The sequence below is a fragment of the Kaistella flava (ex Peng et al. 2021) genome (assembly GCF_015191005.1).
Lineage (GTDB): Bacteria > Bacteroidota > Bacteroidia > Flavobacteriales > Weeksellaceae > Kaistella > Kaistella flava.
Genome location: NZ_CP040442.1, coordinates 778072 through 792022, shown reverse-complemented (window position 1 = coordinate 792022; position 13951 = coordinate 778072). Strand labels below are relative to the sequence as shown.

General features: G+C 33.1%; 12 protein-coding genes. 4 read left to right on the top strand and 8 right to left on the bottom strand.

What is annotated here, in order from left to right:
• Positions 1–377: 377 nt before the first annotated feature.
• From Q73A0000_RS03565 to Q73A0000_RS03530, 8 genes are all read right to left on the bottom strand, one after another.
• Positions 378–1970 carry an MFS transporter gene (locus tag Q73A0000_RS03565; protein WP_193812719.1) on the bottom strand — a complete coding sequence of 531 codons (1593 nt, stop codon included), beginning with the start codon at positions 1968–1970 and terminating at the stop codon, positions 378–380.
• A gap of 32 nt (positions 1971–2002) precedes the next feature.
• Entirely contained in the window at positions 2003–3175 is a 1173-nt protein-coding gene (locus Q73A0000_RS03560) for an HlyD family secretion protein (RefSeq protein ID WP_410504120.1), read from the bottom strand.
• 32 nt (positions 3176–3207) lie between these two features.
• Entirely contained in the window at positions 3208–4518 is a 1311-nt protein-coding gene (locus tag Q73A0000_RS03555) for a TolC family protein (protein ID WP_193812718.1), read from the bottom strand.
• Between the two features lie 87 nt (positions 4519–4605).
• Positions 4606–5439 (bottom strand): AraC family transcriptional regulator, encoded by an 834-nt coding sequence (locus tag Q73A0000_RS03550; protein ID WP_193812717.1) that lies wholly within the window; start codon positions 5437–5439, stop codon positions 4606–4608.
• Between the two features lie 173 nt (positions 5440–5612).
• Positions 5613–5849 (bottom strand): YdcH family protein, encoded by a 237-nt coding sequence (locus tag Q73A0000_RS03545; RefSeq protein WP_193812716.1) that lies wholly within the window; start codon positions 5847–5849, stop codon positions 5613–5615.
• A gap of 87 nt (positions 5850–5936) precedes the next feature.
• A complete protein-coding gene (locus Q73A0000_RS03540; RefSeq protein WP_193812715.1) occupies positions 5937–6803 on the bottom strand; it encodes a GLPGLI family protein in 867 nt (288 codons plus the stop codon).
• 34 nt (positions 6804–6837) lie between these two features.
• Complete coding sequence (locus Q73A0000_RS03535; protein WP_193812714.1) at positions 6838–8571, bottom strand: M56 family metallopeptidase; 1734 nt, start codon at positions 8569–8571, stop codon at positions 6838–6840.
• The gene (locus Q73A0000_RS03530; RefSeq protein WP_193812713.1) at positions 8571–8936 is read right to left on the bottom strand and encodes a BlaI/MecI/CopY family transcriptional regulator; all 366 of its coding nucleotides are present in this window, start codon (positions 8934–8936) and stop codon (positions 8571–8573) included. The genes Q73A0000_RS03535 and Q73A0000_RS03530 overlap by 1 nt, the downstream gene beginning before the upstream one ends.
• Before the next feature lie 245 nt (positions 8937–9181).
• Between Q73A0000_RS03530 and Q73A0000_RS03525 the strand changes: the two genes are divergently transcribed.
• From Q73A0000_RS03525 to Q73A0000_RS03510, 4 genes are all read left to right on the top strand, one after another.
• Positions 9182–9733 (top strand): ferritin, encoded by a 552-nt coding sequence (locus Q73A0000_RS03525; protein ID WP_193812712.1) that lies wholly within the window; start codon positions 9182–9184, stop codon positions 9731–9733.
• Positions 9734–10094: 361 nt separating this feature from the next.
• Positions 10095–11186 (top strand): redox-regulated ATPase YchF, encoded by a 1092-nt coding sequence (gene ychF, locus Q73A0000_RS03520; protein WP_193812711.1) that lies wholly within the window; start codon positions 10095–10097, stop codon positions 11184–11186.
• A 168-nt stretch (positions 11187–11354) separates the two neighbouring features.
• Positions 11355–11900 carry an NADPH-dependent FMN reductase gene (locus Q73A0000_RS03515; protein WP_193812710.1) on the top strand — a complete coding sequence of 182 codons (546 nt, stop codon included), beginning with the start codon at positions 11355–11357 and terminating at the stop codon, positions 11898–11900.
• A gap of 152 nt (positions 11901–12052) precedes the next feature.
• A complete protein-coding gene (locus Q73A0000_RS03510; protein WP_193812709.1) occupies positions 12053–13945 on the top strand; it encodes a DNA topoisomerase IV subunit B in 1893 nt (630 codons plus the stop codon).
• The last annotated feature ends 6 nt before the right edge of the window (positions 13946–13951 follow it).

The window sequence follows — 13951 nt, the reverse complement described above, 5'->3', positions numbered from 1 at the left end:
TGCAGAAAATTATCTGATGGATTGATTAAAATGATTTTTGGATCAGTGAAAATATATTGATTTTTCTGCGGTAAGAAGAACTGCCTGAACTTATAGCCCCGATGGCAGCGGCATCCCTCCCGTTTCCGAGAATTCGGAACGGGAGGATACAGCGGACAGCGGGACGGGTTTTCTAAGAAGCGAACGTTTTGGTGCTCCTTATTAAGAATCTAATTATTCGATTCTTCTCAATGAGCGGTTAATTTTTTATCCTCAAGATTTAATACTGACTTTTATTTAAAGATAATTAGTAGAATTCTTTTTTGATAAAAACAGAAAGTCCAGCGATAAAATTAATCAGCTGGACTTTCATTAATAACAAAAAAATAAGGATCTTTCTAGATAACAGCTCCTGCTGCATCTTCAATTTCTTGTAACTGTGTTCTTTTAAATTTCGCTTTATGTTTTCTACGATCGGAGGTAACTTTAATTCCTCGATAAATTTTATAACGTTCAACACCGAAGTGGTACGCCAGAATATACATCAACACTCCAATTCCAGCGATACAGATGTAACCGAGCAGTCTTTTGTTCGCCGCTAAAATAGCGTTGAACTGAATCGCTTTCATATTTCCCATCACTTGGCTGTAACTGATAGAATTCCCATCCATATATATGGCCAGATTGCCAACTGCTTCTATTTGAAACTGATATTGCAACCAGGAGAATAAGGCTGAGAAAATCCCGACTGTAAAGAACGTTCGCCAAACCAGAACTAATCCTGCGCCGGCTAACATTTCATCCATTGGTATTTTATCTAATGTATAATACCAAACCGCAATAAACAGCGCGCCCATTCCAAATCCTTTTAACAACATGGGAAGAATCCACCTTTCAAAATTAAATTCTAAACTCATTGAAAAATACATCATTACCGTGTACGCCAACATTGCCGAAAAACCTAAGAAGATAAACATCTTCAGACCACGACCTTGTTTGAACCAGAAATTCATATAAACTCCAGCTGCCACAATTCCCGGAATCATGAGTAAATTTAAACTCGCATTCACCACCGGATCATAGCCTAAAATCCCAACCGTAAATATATTCTGGATAGAACCTGTGCTTAAAAACATTCCTGTAAACAGCAACATGATCAATCCATGAATGACATTGTTTTTTCTAAATAATTTAAAGGAAAGATAAGGACGCTTTAAGGTATACTGACGAATAACCAATAAAATTAAACTTACAAAAGAGGCAATACTCGCATTAATAATTCTTGGAGAATGGATCCAGTAAAGTTGTTTTCCAAACGCCAGAACATAAGCTCCCAACATAAACATCGCAACAAATAATAAGATACTCAACCAATCTATATAATGAAGTGGCATCTTGAATCCTCCATATTTGTCGTGCATGAAAATCCAGGCCAGTAAAGCCAAAGCCAAACATATTACCGCACTTACGATATGCACAAACTGCCAGTTATAATCAAAAGCAACAATTGCTAAAATGTATCCTGCCAGCTGCGAAACAATAATGGAAAAAGGGTAGAAGACCGAATAAAATTTCCCACGATTTCCTTCGGGACTGATCATAAACATGATCGGTATAATAAATTCTAACATCACAATCATCTTCAAATATCCGATGATAACGGAGTTCGCAACGATTAATAACGGTCGGTCTGTAGTTCCATTTAGATAACTTAAAATGGCAATCAGAATAAAAATGAAAGTTACTTTATCCCGAATTTTATACCGGAATTTCATTCTTAAAATAATCGGCATTGCAGCTCCCATTCCAATCGTACTGCCGTAACTTGCCCAGACAAAATACTCCGATGGCATTCCTGTGCTTCCAACCATAGCAGAAACATTTCCGATATAAATACCATTAACAGGAACGATTACGCTAATGAAAATGATGATCAAAAGCAGCTGAACCAACTTTGGAACCCAAGTTCTAAATATTCCCTGGTTATACATTATTCAAAATTTTTGTTTTGAAATACTTCATCTTATTTCGATTTTGTATTTTCTTTCGTAGCTGTTACGGTAACGGCCATGTTCATCCCGGCACGTAGTTTTGCGATATCTTCTTTTTTATTGTTTTCTGTGAATTCAATTCTCACTGGAATTCTTTGTTGAACTTTCACGAAATTTCCTGTTGAATTATCCGTGGCAACATTTGAATATTGAGAACCAGTAGCAGCAGAAATAGCAGTTACCACACCTTCAAATTGTTTTCCTCCTAAAGCATCTGCTTTCATCGTAATTTTTTTACCGATTTCGATTTCCGGCATTTGACTTTCCAGAAAGTTAGCAGTTACCCATTTTTCACCATCTAAAACAATGGTTGCTATTTGCTGTCCGCTTTGAATTAATTGTCCGTCAGAGATTAATCTTCTTCCCATAATTCCGTCGTATGGAGCGGTTATTACTGCATAACTTTCATTAATTTTCGCCATATCCAAAGCAGCTTTCGCTCTTTTAATTTCTGCATCATTAATTCCGATTTTGCTCTTCACTTCTGAAGTGGAAAGTTGTGCAGAGTTTTTTTGATTCAACAAGGTTTGGTAAGAAGCTTTGGTAGCGTCATATTCCGTTTTTACTTGATCGTATTGCTGTCTTGTTACCGCTTCTGCTTTCAGTAAGTTTTGATACCTTTTTAAGTTTTGTTCAGCATTCCACAATCTTGCTTTTTGTCCGGCAATATTACTTTCCAAAACTGAAATATTACTGGAAACAGTATTAATAGAAGAGTTGGTTGCTTGTCTTTGTGCTAAGGTATTTTGATATGCCGCTTCAGCTTGCTCCAATTGAGTACTGATTTCACGGTCATCCAAAATTACAAGCGTGTCGCCTTTTTTAACTGCCTGGTGTTCTGTGAATTTTATCTCTTTAATATAACCAGAAACTCGTGAGCTAATTGGATTAATGAATTCCTGAACTTGTGCAGATTCGGTATAGTTTTCTTTACCTACATTGAAATATTCTTTAATTAACCAGTAAAATCCAAAAGCGACCACGACAAAAACCAAAACATTTGCAATTGTATTTCTTAATTTATTGGATTTGTTTTTAGTCATCTTTTTTTCAGTTTGTGGATTTGCTACTTTTGTTGGAGCGGTTGGCTTCTGAGCTTCCGCATCCTTATTTTCTATTGTTGAGTTGTTTTCCTTATTTTCCATTTTGTTATTTCTTAGTCGTTATATCGTTTTTTTTAAAGCGTTCCTGTAGCTTTCAATAGGTTGTAGTATTGATAAAGCAAATCGATTTCCGCATTAACGTAATCTAATTCAGCTTGAATTTTTTGGTTTTGAGCATCCGTCATTTCAGCTTGTACCGCTAATTGATTCAAATATTTAGCTTCCGTGATTTTATAATTTTCATCTGCCAAAGTTTGTGCTTCTTTTAAAATAACCAGATTTTCAATCGCATTTTGATGATTAATAAATGCGGCATTAACTTGCATATTGATATTCTGCTCTACCAAATTATACGTTTTTTCAGCCTGTTCTTTTTGAAGCTGTCCCAATTGTAATTTCTTTTTTGTTTTATATAAATTATCAATATTATAACTCAAAGAAACGCCAACTTGATAACCACCAGAATACATATCAACTACCGGAGAACTGCTTGTAATAGGTTTGTTTAAAGTATATCCGCCAAATCCAGCGATCGTCGGCATTTTATCAGTATTAATGATTTCGATATTCTTATCAGAAATTTCGATGCTTCTTTTTACATATTTTTGACTCGGATTATTTTCGTGAGCCAAATCAATATAATAGTTCAAATCGTTGAGTGATTGTTCTTTTTCAATATTTTCTACAGGAACGATTTCAGTGTTTTCAGCTAAGCCTAAAGCGTTATTTAAATTGTAGTTCAAGATTTTTTGATTATTAGTTAAAACCAAAAGTCCCTGATTGATATTCATAATTCCGAGTTCACCTCTAATGATTTCATTTCTGGTAACCATTCCTTGCTGGTAGAATTTTTTGACGTTATCTAATCTGATTTGTGCTAACTTTTTATTGTTATCGTAAACTTGTTTTTGATTGATAATTTTTAAAACATCCAGGTAATTCGACATCACCAGAAATTTTACATCTTGCTGATCTTTTTCGTAATCCAGTTCAGACAATTGTTCCTGCAAAGCCGTAATCTCAATTGATTTTTTAATTAAACCACCTTTAAAAATAACCTGACTCGCCTGAATACCATAAGAACTCCCGTAATGAGGCAATTGAACCGACATTGAATTTGAAAAATCTTTATCGATAATTAAAGAATTTCCTAAATAAAATTGACTCGTAGAAGCGGTAATAGAAGGAAGTTTCTGAAGCTTTGAAATCTCAGTATTTTGTTTCGCTATTTCTATCTTTTTCTCAGAAACTGCTAATTGCGGATGATGTTGCAAAGCCAGTTCAGTTGCTTGCTTAATGGTCAACTCTTTAACTTCCTGACTTTGATAATGCCCTGCCCAAAAAAAAGCCGCTGTCAGACATCCTATTTTAAATACTTTATTCATTTCCTTATTTTTATGCAAAATTATGGTGAAAGTAACTTGGTTACAATGATTAAAACAATTAACAAAATGTTCAAATGTAGGAATTGCCTAGTTTGGTTCAGTCCTATATTGAATTGGGCTCATTCCCGAATGCTTTTTAAAGAAATGGGAGAAAGAATAGGGATCCGAAAACTGAAGATCATTTGCAATTTCCTGAATGCTAATTTTAGACGAAGTAAGTAAGATCTTAGACTCGTTCATTACAAACTCAGAGATCACCTGATTGGCGGTTTTCTGCGTAATCGATTTTACGACCGAACTCAGATGTCTAATCGTCAGATTTTGCTTGTCGGCGTAAAACTGCAATAACTTTTCAGATCTAAAATTTTCAAAAACATTTTTTACAAATTCAAAAGTAATTTCCTCCTGACGGGTCATAGTAGTTTTCCCCAGTTCTTCTTGCTTCAGCAACGCACCAGCTAAGCCATAAATAAAGGCAGAAAATAGATGATCCACGATATCTTCCTTATAGTCTAAAGAAATATCATTTTTTAAGAGTTCGGCTAATAAATCTATTTCTGTCCAAAGTAAATTATGCTCTTTTTCGGGTAAATAATCAATGTTATTAAGGTGCGATTTAAAATGTTTAAAGACTTGCAACTTGTTCAATTTCAATCCTAATTTTTGAACGTAATCGTTTTCGTATACTACAATTCTGCCTTCAAAATCAGGGCTTACGCTGTGGATTTTATAAGTCGATTTTGGATCAAGAATCAAAACCGTATTGGCACTGAGTTGTACTTTATTAATTTGCACGCTGAGATTTGCCTGTCCTTTTCTCACGAACAACGTTGTAGGATGTTCTTGCTGATAAAGCTTTTCAATCTCCACTTTTTCAAAGAGATCTTTTTCGGTTAAAATTGTTAATGGGAATTGTTCCATATTTAAAGCATCTCATTGGTCTGAAAAAAGCGAAGCTTCTGTAAATTTATATAAAATTTTAAACAGATTTCAAATTTAGTATTGAAATTTTTAAAGAAATAAAATATCTTGAACTAAAAATAAAAAAAGCGACTGATAAAGCCGCTTAGAAAATAATTGATGAAAAGGTAATTTTAATTTTGATGAAGATAAGAATACAAATCATCTTTTAAATGAACTCTTTTTTTTCTTAGATCAGTTAAGTGTTCATCGGTGGTGTGATTTTGTTCGCCGTCTTCGTAATGCTGAATGAGTGCGTTGACTTCTTCATAATTCACATACATTTTTTTGAAGGTTTCATCATTCAGCTTAAACGCATTGATTTTTTCTTCCAGTTCAGGGAATTCGTGGGTAAGGTTGTGATTTTCCATGACTTTAAATATTTTAATTTTTAATACATTAAAGTTAAGGAAATTTACGATGTTGTAATGATGAAAATACTCCTGAATTTTACTGATTTATTTCAGCAAATCGAGCTCGAGAGGATTATTATCTTTCATGTTTTTTTCCTTTTGCTGCTTTTCACGATCACGAAGAAATTCATTAATATCAGTCATCTTACCGCCTATATTAACTCTTACCATTTCTAAGTTTCCCAAAGCGGAGCGAACTGATTTGTTCGGATCGTTTCTGTTTTCCAGATAAAACTTTTTATAGGCAGATCGTTCCATATTAAGATAATTTCCTTCATCAAAAACAAAATTTTTATTGGGATCAATATTTTTCACTTCTTCTGCAGTTAGATTTTTAATTCCATTTAATGCGAACGAATGACTTTTATTTTGATCTTCAATTTTCACAATCAATCCCGGCAAACCGTGAAATTTATAAGGTCCTTCCTGAATTGGAATTTCTGTCGTAAACCAAGCAGTCCATTTTCTACCGTACATTTCGGTTTCAGCTTTTTGAGTTTCGAATTCGCCAATTTTTTGTTTTTCCGGTAGAATTTTCCAATTTATCTTTCGGTCATCTAAAACTTTCATTTTGGTTTGTCCGATTCTTGTAATTAAAAATGTTTTATAATCAGGGTTTTCTTTAATAATTGTATTTCTGAAAAATCCTTTTCTCATATCAGTTTTTACATTTACTACTCCTGTAGCTTTAGCTTCTTTTTCTAAAATTGCGTTAGAAATCGAATCACTTTTAAAAACGGTTTCGCTATAGAATTTTGAAAATTTCGGTAAAACTTCCAATACTACCATTTCAGATTTTACATCTGCTTGATTTGTAGAATCGGGAACAAATTGATAAACATAACTGAAACGCTGATTTTGAGCATTTCCGAAACTGAAAATAAATAGTGAAAGAAAAAGTAGTTTGTTCATATTTGAAGTATTAGAAATCGTTTTAAAATATCAATTATTTTTTGAGTTTTATATGAATTTCACCTTTTTTATTTCCATCAAATCCTTTCTTATAAACGTGAACTGATTCAATTGTATTTGGATCTAAATTTTGCATTTCTTCATTGGTTGACGGTTTTTCGTCAATGAAAATATCAGTTTTTTCAGCTTGTTTTATTATTGAATTTGGCTTGTAATTAACTGATTCAATCGCTATTATTTCAGAGTCATTCATAATTTGTTTGAATTCTGCGAATTTTAATTTTCTCTCAGCTTCTTTCATTTTTACTTCTGACTCTTTCATTTTCTTTTGAAATTCAGGAGAATTAAATTTCCTTTCAGCTTCTTTCATTTTTGCTTCTGCATCTTTCATTTTCTTTTGATATTCAGGAGAATTGAATTTCCTTTCAATTTCTTTTGCTTTAAATTCTATTTCTTTCATTTTAAATTTGAAATCCTCAGAATTATAATATTGATCTATTTTAGCATAGAGTTGATCTAATTCACCATAATTTTTATCAACGAGTTTCATTTTATTTTGAAAATCTTCTGTGTTAAATATTGCATCGATTTGGGCACCAAGTGAATTCATTTGCTCCTCAAGCGCTTTAAATTTCGGACTGTCGAAATCTTTATTTGCACTAAGTTTCAGAAGTTCTTTACTTTTTGCATTCATTTCCGAACTTAATTTTCCAGCTTCTTTCTGCTTTGCATTTAAACTTTCCTGCAAAGGTTCCAATGCTTTGTGTTTTTCATCAATCTGACTTTGAATTGAATTAAGATCAGATTTAATTTTTACATTATTCTCTGCTTTTATATTGGGTTTAATGGTGTCCGTTTTCAGGTTAGAAACCATTTTTTCAATTTCCTGATTTGTGATTTTTATTTCTTTGTTTTTTGCATTGACCAAATACATGAAAGCAAGGATAAACAATAAAGGCAACGCTAGAATTCGTCGCGCATAACTGAATTTTGTTTTTGATTTTTTAAGCATTGTTAATCTTTTTTTGAGGTTAGAACTAAGGAACGGACTCGATGCAGGTAACTGTTTTCCGGAAAAGTGACTTGCCAAAAGCATCTGCGCAAATGCTTTGGTGTCCGAGTTTTTGACGGCTTTTTTATCAGCCAGATATTCGTGTATTAAATTGATCTCTTTTTTGATCAAATAAAAGAAAGGATTAAACCAAAATAGGGAAGTGGTAATTTCGAGGAAAATTTTGTCCCAGGAATGTTTCTGTTCGATATGAACAATTTCGTGCTTCAGAATTTGACGGCCTAAATCGGATTGAAGTTCGATAGAATTTTTCCAGAATAAATTTTTGAAAAAAGAAAATGGAGCTTCTGCCAAATCGGTTTGATAGAAACTAATTCCCTCGAAATTTTCTTTGCTAAACTTCTTTTTTAAGAACTGAATTTTAACCAGTCCGAAAATTAATTTCGTTAGAAAAAAGACAGCAACCAGTCCAGTAAGAAAAGCGCCAATTTTAAAATAATTGAAATCATTATTTGAATTATTAGTTGAACTTAAATTTTGTAATCTATTAATTAATAAATACATATTGCTGTTTACTTCAAGTGTAAAATAACTCACTTTGAGTAAAGGCAATGTCAAACTTGTTACGGTAGCCGCTAACAAATAGAAGCGATTATAATGATGAAAAGTCTTGTCTTTAAGAAACAACTTGTAATACAAAAACATTACACCCGACGTGAAAATAACTTTCCCGAAATATAAAAATAGTGCTTCCATCAGTCTTTATTTTTAAGTTCATTTAAGAGCATTTCAAGATCTTCAACGCTCATTTCGTTTTTTTCGACCAGAAAAGAAACAGCGTTTTTATAAGAGCCTTCAAAATAATTTTTGACCAAACTTTTCATTGATTTACCGCTGTATTTTTCTTTAGAGATCAAAGGAAAATATTGATGTTGTCTGCCAAAAACTTCATAATCAACAAAATCTTTTTCTTTTAAAACTTTCAGTATTGTAGAAACTGTATTCGTATGTGGTTTTGGTTCGGGAAAAAGTTCGAGAATATCTTTTAGGAAAGCTTTTTTTAAGTCCCAGAGATAGTGCATCACCTGTTCTTCCGCCTTTGTTAATTGAGAGATTTTCATATCACTATTTGTTTAGTGATACAAATGTAGAAATAAATTTTAATTGTACAACTATTTTTATAGTTATAATTATGAAATTAAGTATCAATCTATTTTATTGTATATTTAATAATACAATTTTCAGCTGATAAATACATAAATAGTGCTTGGAAGCTTAATATGTTAAAAAAACCTTAAAATAATAGAAGAATTTTACAAAGGAATTATTCTTGCTAGTAAATATTCAATCATTAAAAATTTAAATTATGGATACTAAAAGACTTTCGTCAACCCTGGAAGAGGCATTAAGCACCCAAATGAATGTTGAACTACTGCAATCGCATGTCTATTTATCCTACGGAATTTGGGCAACCGATTTAGGATACGATGGAATTGGGAACTTTTTATTCCGCCATTCTTTAGAAGAAAGAAATCACGCTATTAAATTCATGCAGTACATTTTGAATCGAGGCGGAAAACCTACCGTAACTGCTTTAAAGGCTGCAGATAAGGATCCCAATAGTTTGACCGAATGTTTCAATCAGGTTTTTAAACATGAAGTAGATAATACGGAGAAAATTTACAATTTGGTTACAATGGCTTTTGAAGAAAAAGATTGGGCAACCTGGAATTTCTTGCAATGGTTTGTACAAGAACAGATTGAAGAAGAAACTTTAGCCATGGATTTAATCGACAAATTAAAAATTGCTGGTGGCGATAAAGCGACTGACGAATCTCTTTTCAATTTAGATAAAGATTTGGGAAAAGCTGCCGATGATGCTGAACTGGCCAGAAATGCTTCGTCTGAAAACCCATAATAATATCTGTCATTTAAAAGATAAAATTTCAACCACAAAGTAACAAAAGATTTAGTCATCACTTTGAAAGAAGGAAGAGCACAGAGTTGAAAATCTTTAATTTTCAGAATGATGTGAACTTTAAAAAATAATTTTCACCAACTTTAAAATGATTTTTTAACATAAAACTTTTGTGCCTTTTGTGGTTTAAAAAAGTGAAATCTTCACTTAAGATTTCTAAAATAGTATCAAAATCTGCTTTATTAAAAGGCAGATTTTTTTATTCCATAACTCACTCAAAATCTTTATCTTTGCCAACTGTCAATTTAATGGGTTTAAGGACGACTTTAAACCTTGATTTATAAACTTTTGAACTAAAGATATGAAATGTGGAATCGTAGGTTTACCCAATGTAGGTAAATCAACCCTTTTTAACTGTTTAAGCAATGCCAAAGCGCAATCTGCCAATTATCCGTTCTGTACCATCGAACCAAATATCGGAACAGTTTCTGTGCCAGATGAGCGTTTGTTTGAACTGGAAAAATTAGTAAAACCGGAAAGAGTTTTACCAGCTGTGGTAGAAATCGTGGATATTGCAGGTTTGGTAAAAGGTGCAAGTAAAGGGGAAGGTTTAGGAAATAAATTCCTGGCGAACATTAGAGAATGTGAAGCTATTATTCATGTTTTAAGATGTTTTGAAGACGGGAATATTATTCACGTTGAAGGAACGGTAGATCCCATCCGAGATAAAGAAATTATCGATATCGAACTTCAGTTGAAAGATATTGAAACGTTAGCGAAATCAGTTGAGAAGGCTAAAAAATTCATCAAGTCTGGTAAAAAAGATGATGTGATGACTTATGAAACGCTTCTTAATCTTCAGAAATTTGTTGAAGAAGGTAACAATGCACGTGAATTTGCAATGGATGATTTTTCTACTCCAATCATTTCAGAAGTTCAGTTATTGACGAATAAGCCTGTTCTTTACGTTTGTAATGTTGATGAAAACTCCATTAAAAACGGAAACGAATGGATTGGTAAAATCGAAGAAATGGCTGCGAAAGAAAAAGCAGAAGTTGTTGTTCTTGCTGCTCAAATCGAAGCTGATATCAATGAATTAGATACTTTCGAAGAGCGCGAAATGTTCTTAGATGAATTGGGTTTAACGGAGCCTGGAGTAAACAGATTGATTAGAAAAGCCTACGATTTATTGCAGTTGCAGACTTATTTTACCGCTGGCGTAAAAGAAGTTCGTGCATGGACCATTGGAAAAGGTTGGACCGCTCCACAAGCAGCTGGCGTAATTCATACCGACTTCGAAAAAGGATTTATCCGTGCAGAAGTAATCAAATATGAAGACTTCTTAAAATTTGGTTCTGAAGCAAAAGTTAAAGAAGCTGGAAAAATGGGAGTAGAAGGAAAAGAATATATCGTTCAAGATGGTGATATGATGAATTTTAGATTTAATGTGTAAGACGTTTTAAATAACGATTTACATTTAAAAATATTCAGCGGACTTCGGTCCGCTTTTTTTATAGTCTTAACTCCCAATTCAAAACTTAAATATTTGTTAAACAGCATTCTAAAAATCAATTTAACTAAGAGTATTTGTAACTTTAATTTAAATTAAAAAAAATACATCATGGAAAAAAAGATTGCAGTTCTAGTCGGAAGCTTGAGAAAAGAATCTTTTAATAAAAAGATCGCCAACGAATTAATTCGTCTCGCGCCCACCACTCTAAAAATGGAAATTGTAGAAATAGGAAATTTACCGCTCTATAATGAAGATTTAGATTCGAATCCACCGCAGCAATGGATAGAATTTCGTGAAAAAATTAGAAATTCAGATGCCATTCTTTTCGTCTCACCTGAATACAACCGAACAATTCCGGGTGGTTTGAAAAACGCAATTGATGTAGGTTCGCGGCCTCCTGGGAAAAGTGTTTGGAAAGGAAAATCAGGTGCAGTGGTAACTGTTACTCCGAGCGCTACAGGTGGTCTTGGTTCGAATCATAATATCCGTCAAGCAGTTGTTTTTCTGGATGTTCCGATGATGCAGCAGCCGGAAGCTTATATTAGTAAGGTTCATGAGTTATTATTGGAAGACGGTAAAACTGTCAACGAAAAAACGGAAACTTTTTTGAAAGATTACATGCTGGCTTTTGAAAAATGGATCAATCATTTTTAAACTAAAAATCTAAATTCTCACCCGAAAAAAGCGGTCCTATTATCGTTGTTGCTAGAAAGGTACCGAAAACTTCTCCACAAAATTTTAGAAATCAATTTGCTTTCACTATTTTTGTGAGTTACTGATTTTATCAAGCAGTTTCTACCCAAAATATGAGCGACAACACTACTGTTAATTATTCCGAAGATAATATTAGAACCCTTGATTGGCAAGAGCATATCCGACTTCGACCGGGAATGTATATTGGTAAACTGGGCGATGGTTCTTCGGCTGACGATGGAATTTATATTTTGCTCAAAGAAATCATCGATAACTCGATCGATGAATTCGTAATGAAATCCGGAAAAAGAATCGAAATAAAAATCGATGATGGTAAGGCAATTATTCGTGATTACGGACGTGGAATTCCTTTAGGAAAAGTAGTTGACGCCGTTTCTAAAATGAATACCGGTGGAAAGTATGATTCAAAAGCCTTTAAGAAATCAGTAGGTTTAAATGGAGTAGGAACAAAGGCGGTTAATGCGCTTTCAGAGTTTTTCAAAGTAAGATCGATTCGTGATGGAAAAATGAAAATCGCCGAATTTTCAAAAGGATTAATTACAGAAGATTTTGCAGAAACCGAATCTACCGACCGAAACGGAACTGAAATTACTTTTATTCCTGATACCACGATATTCACGCATTTCAAATTTAGAAAAGAGTATATCGAGAAAATGCTTAAAAATTATTGCTACCTGAATCCAGGCTTGAAAATAGTTTTTAACGGCGAAACGTACTTTTCAGAAAATGGATTGAAAGATTTATTGAATGAAGAAATTGAAGGAGAAATTATCTATCCGATTGTTCATTTGAAAGATGAAGACATTGAAGTTGCTATAACGCATTCAGATAAATCACAGTCAGAAACTTATTTTTCTTTCGTCAACGGTCAAAATACAACACAAGGTGGAACTCACTTAAATGCTTTCCGGGAAGCGTATGTAAAAACCATTCGTGAATATTTTAATAAAAACTTTGAAGCTGCCGATATTCGTAAATCGATTATTGCAGCAGTTGCCATTAAAGTAATTGAACCAGTTTTTGAATCTCAAACAAAAACAAAATTAGGTTCCAATGAAATAGAACCTGGAAAAGAAACCGTAAGAACTTTCATCACTAATTTTTTAAAGAATAAACTCGACAATTTCTTGCATCAAAATCAAGATATTGCAGAAGCAATTCACCGAAAAATAATTATTTCAGAGAGAGAAAGAAAAGAACTTTCGGGAATTCAAAAGTTAGCGAGAGAAAGAGCAAAGAAAGTTTCTCTGCACAATAAAAAACTTCGCGATTGCCGTCAACATTATAACGACCAAAAAGCATTAAGAAAATCGGAAACCATGATCTTTATCACCGAAGGAGATTCTGCTTCTGGCTCGATTACGAAATCTCGTGATGTAGAAACTCAGGCGGTATTTTCTTTGAAAGGAAAACCTTTAAACTGTTATGGTTTAACCAAAAGAGTAGTTTACGAAAATGAAGAATTTAATTATTTACAGGCCGCTTTAAATATTGAAGATTCTTTAGAAGATTTGCGTTATAATCACGTCATCATCGCAACTGATGCCGACGTTGATGGAATGCACATTCGTTTATTAATGATTACGTTCTTCCTTCAATTTTTTCCTGATTTAATTAAAAACGGACATCTTTATATTTTGCAAACGCCTTTATTCAGAGTTAGAAATAAGAAAGAAACCAGATATTGTTATTCGGAAGTTGAGCGAGTTAAAGCCTTACAGGATTTAGGAAAAAGCCCAGAAATTACCCGATTTAAAGGACTTGGAGAAATCTCACCTGATGAGTTTAAACATTTTATTGGAAAAGATATTCGTTTGGAGCCGGTTGTTATTGGTAAAGATCAGACAATAGAACAGTTGTTAGAGTTTTATATGGGTAAAAATACACCAGACCGACAATTGTTTATTCTGGATAATCTGGTAGTGGAAGATCCTGATATTGACAGCAAAGAAATCTTAATAGAAGCTGAATCAGAAGTTAATTAAGAAAGA

Bases quoted from the DNA above. Each gene is read 5' to 3' on its own strand.
- Q73A0000_RS03515 (WP_193812710.1), top strand. From the start codon at position 11,355: ATGGAAAAAAAGATTGCAGTTCTAGTCGGAAGCTTGAGAAAAGAATCT.
- Q73A0000_RS03550 (WP_193812717.1), bottom strand. From the start codon at position 5,439: ATGGAACAATTCCCATTAACAATTTTAACCGAAAAAGATCTCTTTGAA.
- Q73A0000_RS03555 (WP_193812718.1), bottom strand. From the start codon at position 4,518: ATGAATAAAGTATTTAAAATAGGATGTCTGACAGCGGCTTTTTTTTGG.
- Q73A0000_RS03525 (WP_193812712.1), top strand. From the start codon at position 9,182: ATGGATACTAAAAGACTTTCGTCAACCCTGGAAGAGGCATTAAGCACC.
- Q73A0000_RS03560 (WP_410504120.1), bottom strand. From the start codon at position 3,175: ATGGAAAATAAGGAAAACAACTCAACAATAGAAAATAAGGATGCGGAA.
- Q73A0000_RS03510 (WP_193812709.1), top strand. From the start codon at position 12,053: ATGAGCGACAACACTACTGTTAATTATTCCGAAGATAATATTAGAACC.
- Q73A0000_RS03540 (WP_193812715.1), bottom strand. From the start codon at position 6,803: ATGAACAAACTACTTTTTCTTTCACTATTTATTTTCAGTTTCGGAAAT.
- Q73A0000_RS03565 (WP_193812719.1), bottom strand. From the start codon at position 1,970: ATGTATAACCAGGGAATATTTAGAACTTGGGTTCCAAAGTTGGTTCAG.
- Q73A0000_RS03535 (WP_193812714.1), bottom strand. From the start codon at position 8,571: ATGGAAGCACTATTTTTATATTTCGGGAAAGTTATTTTCACGTCGGGT.
- Q73A0000_RS03530 (WP_193812713.1), bottom strand. From the start codon at position 8,936: ATGAAAATCTCTCAATTAACAAAGGCGGAAGAACAGGTGATGCACTAT.
- Q73A0000_RS03545 (WP_193812716.1), bottom strand. From the start codon at position 5,849: ATGGAAAATCACAACCTTACCCACGAATTCCCTGAACTGGAAGAAAAA.
- ychF (WP_193812711.1), top strand. From the start codon at position 10,095: ATGAAATGTGGAATCGTAGGTTTACCCAATGTAGGTAAATCAACCCTT.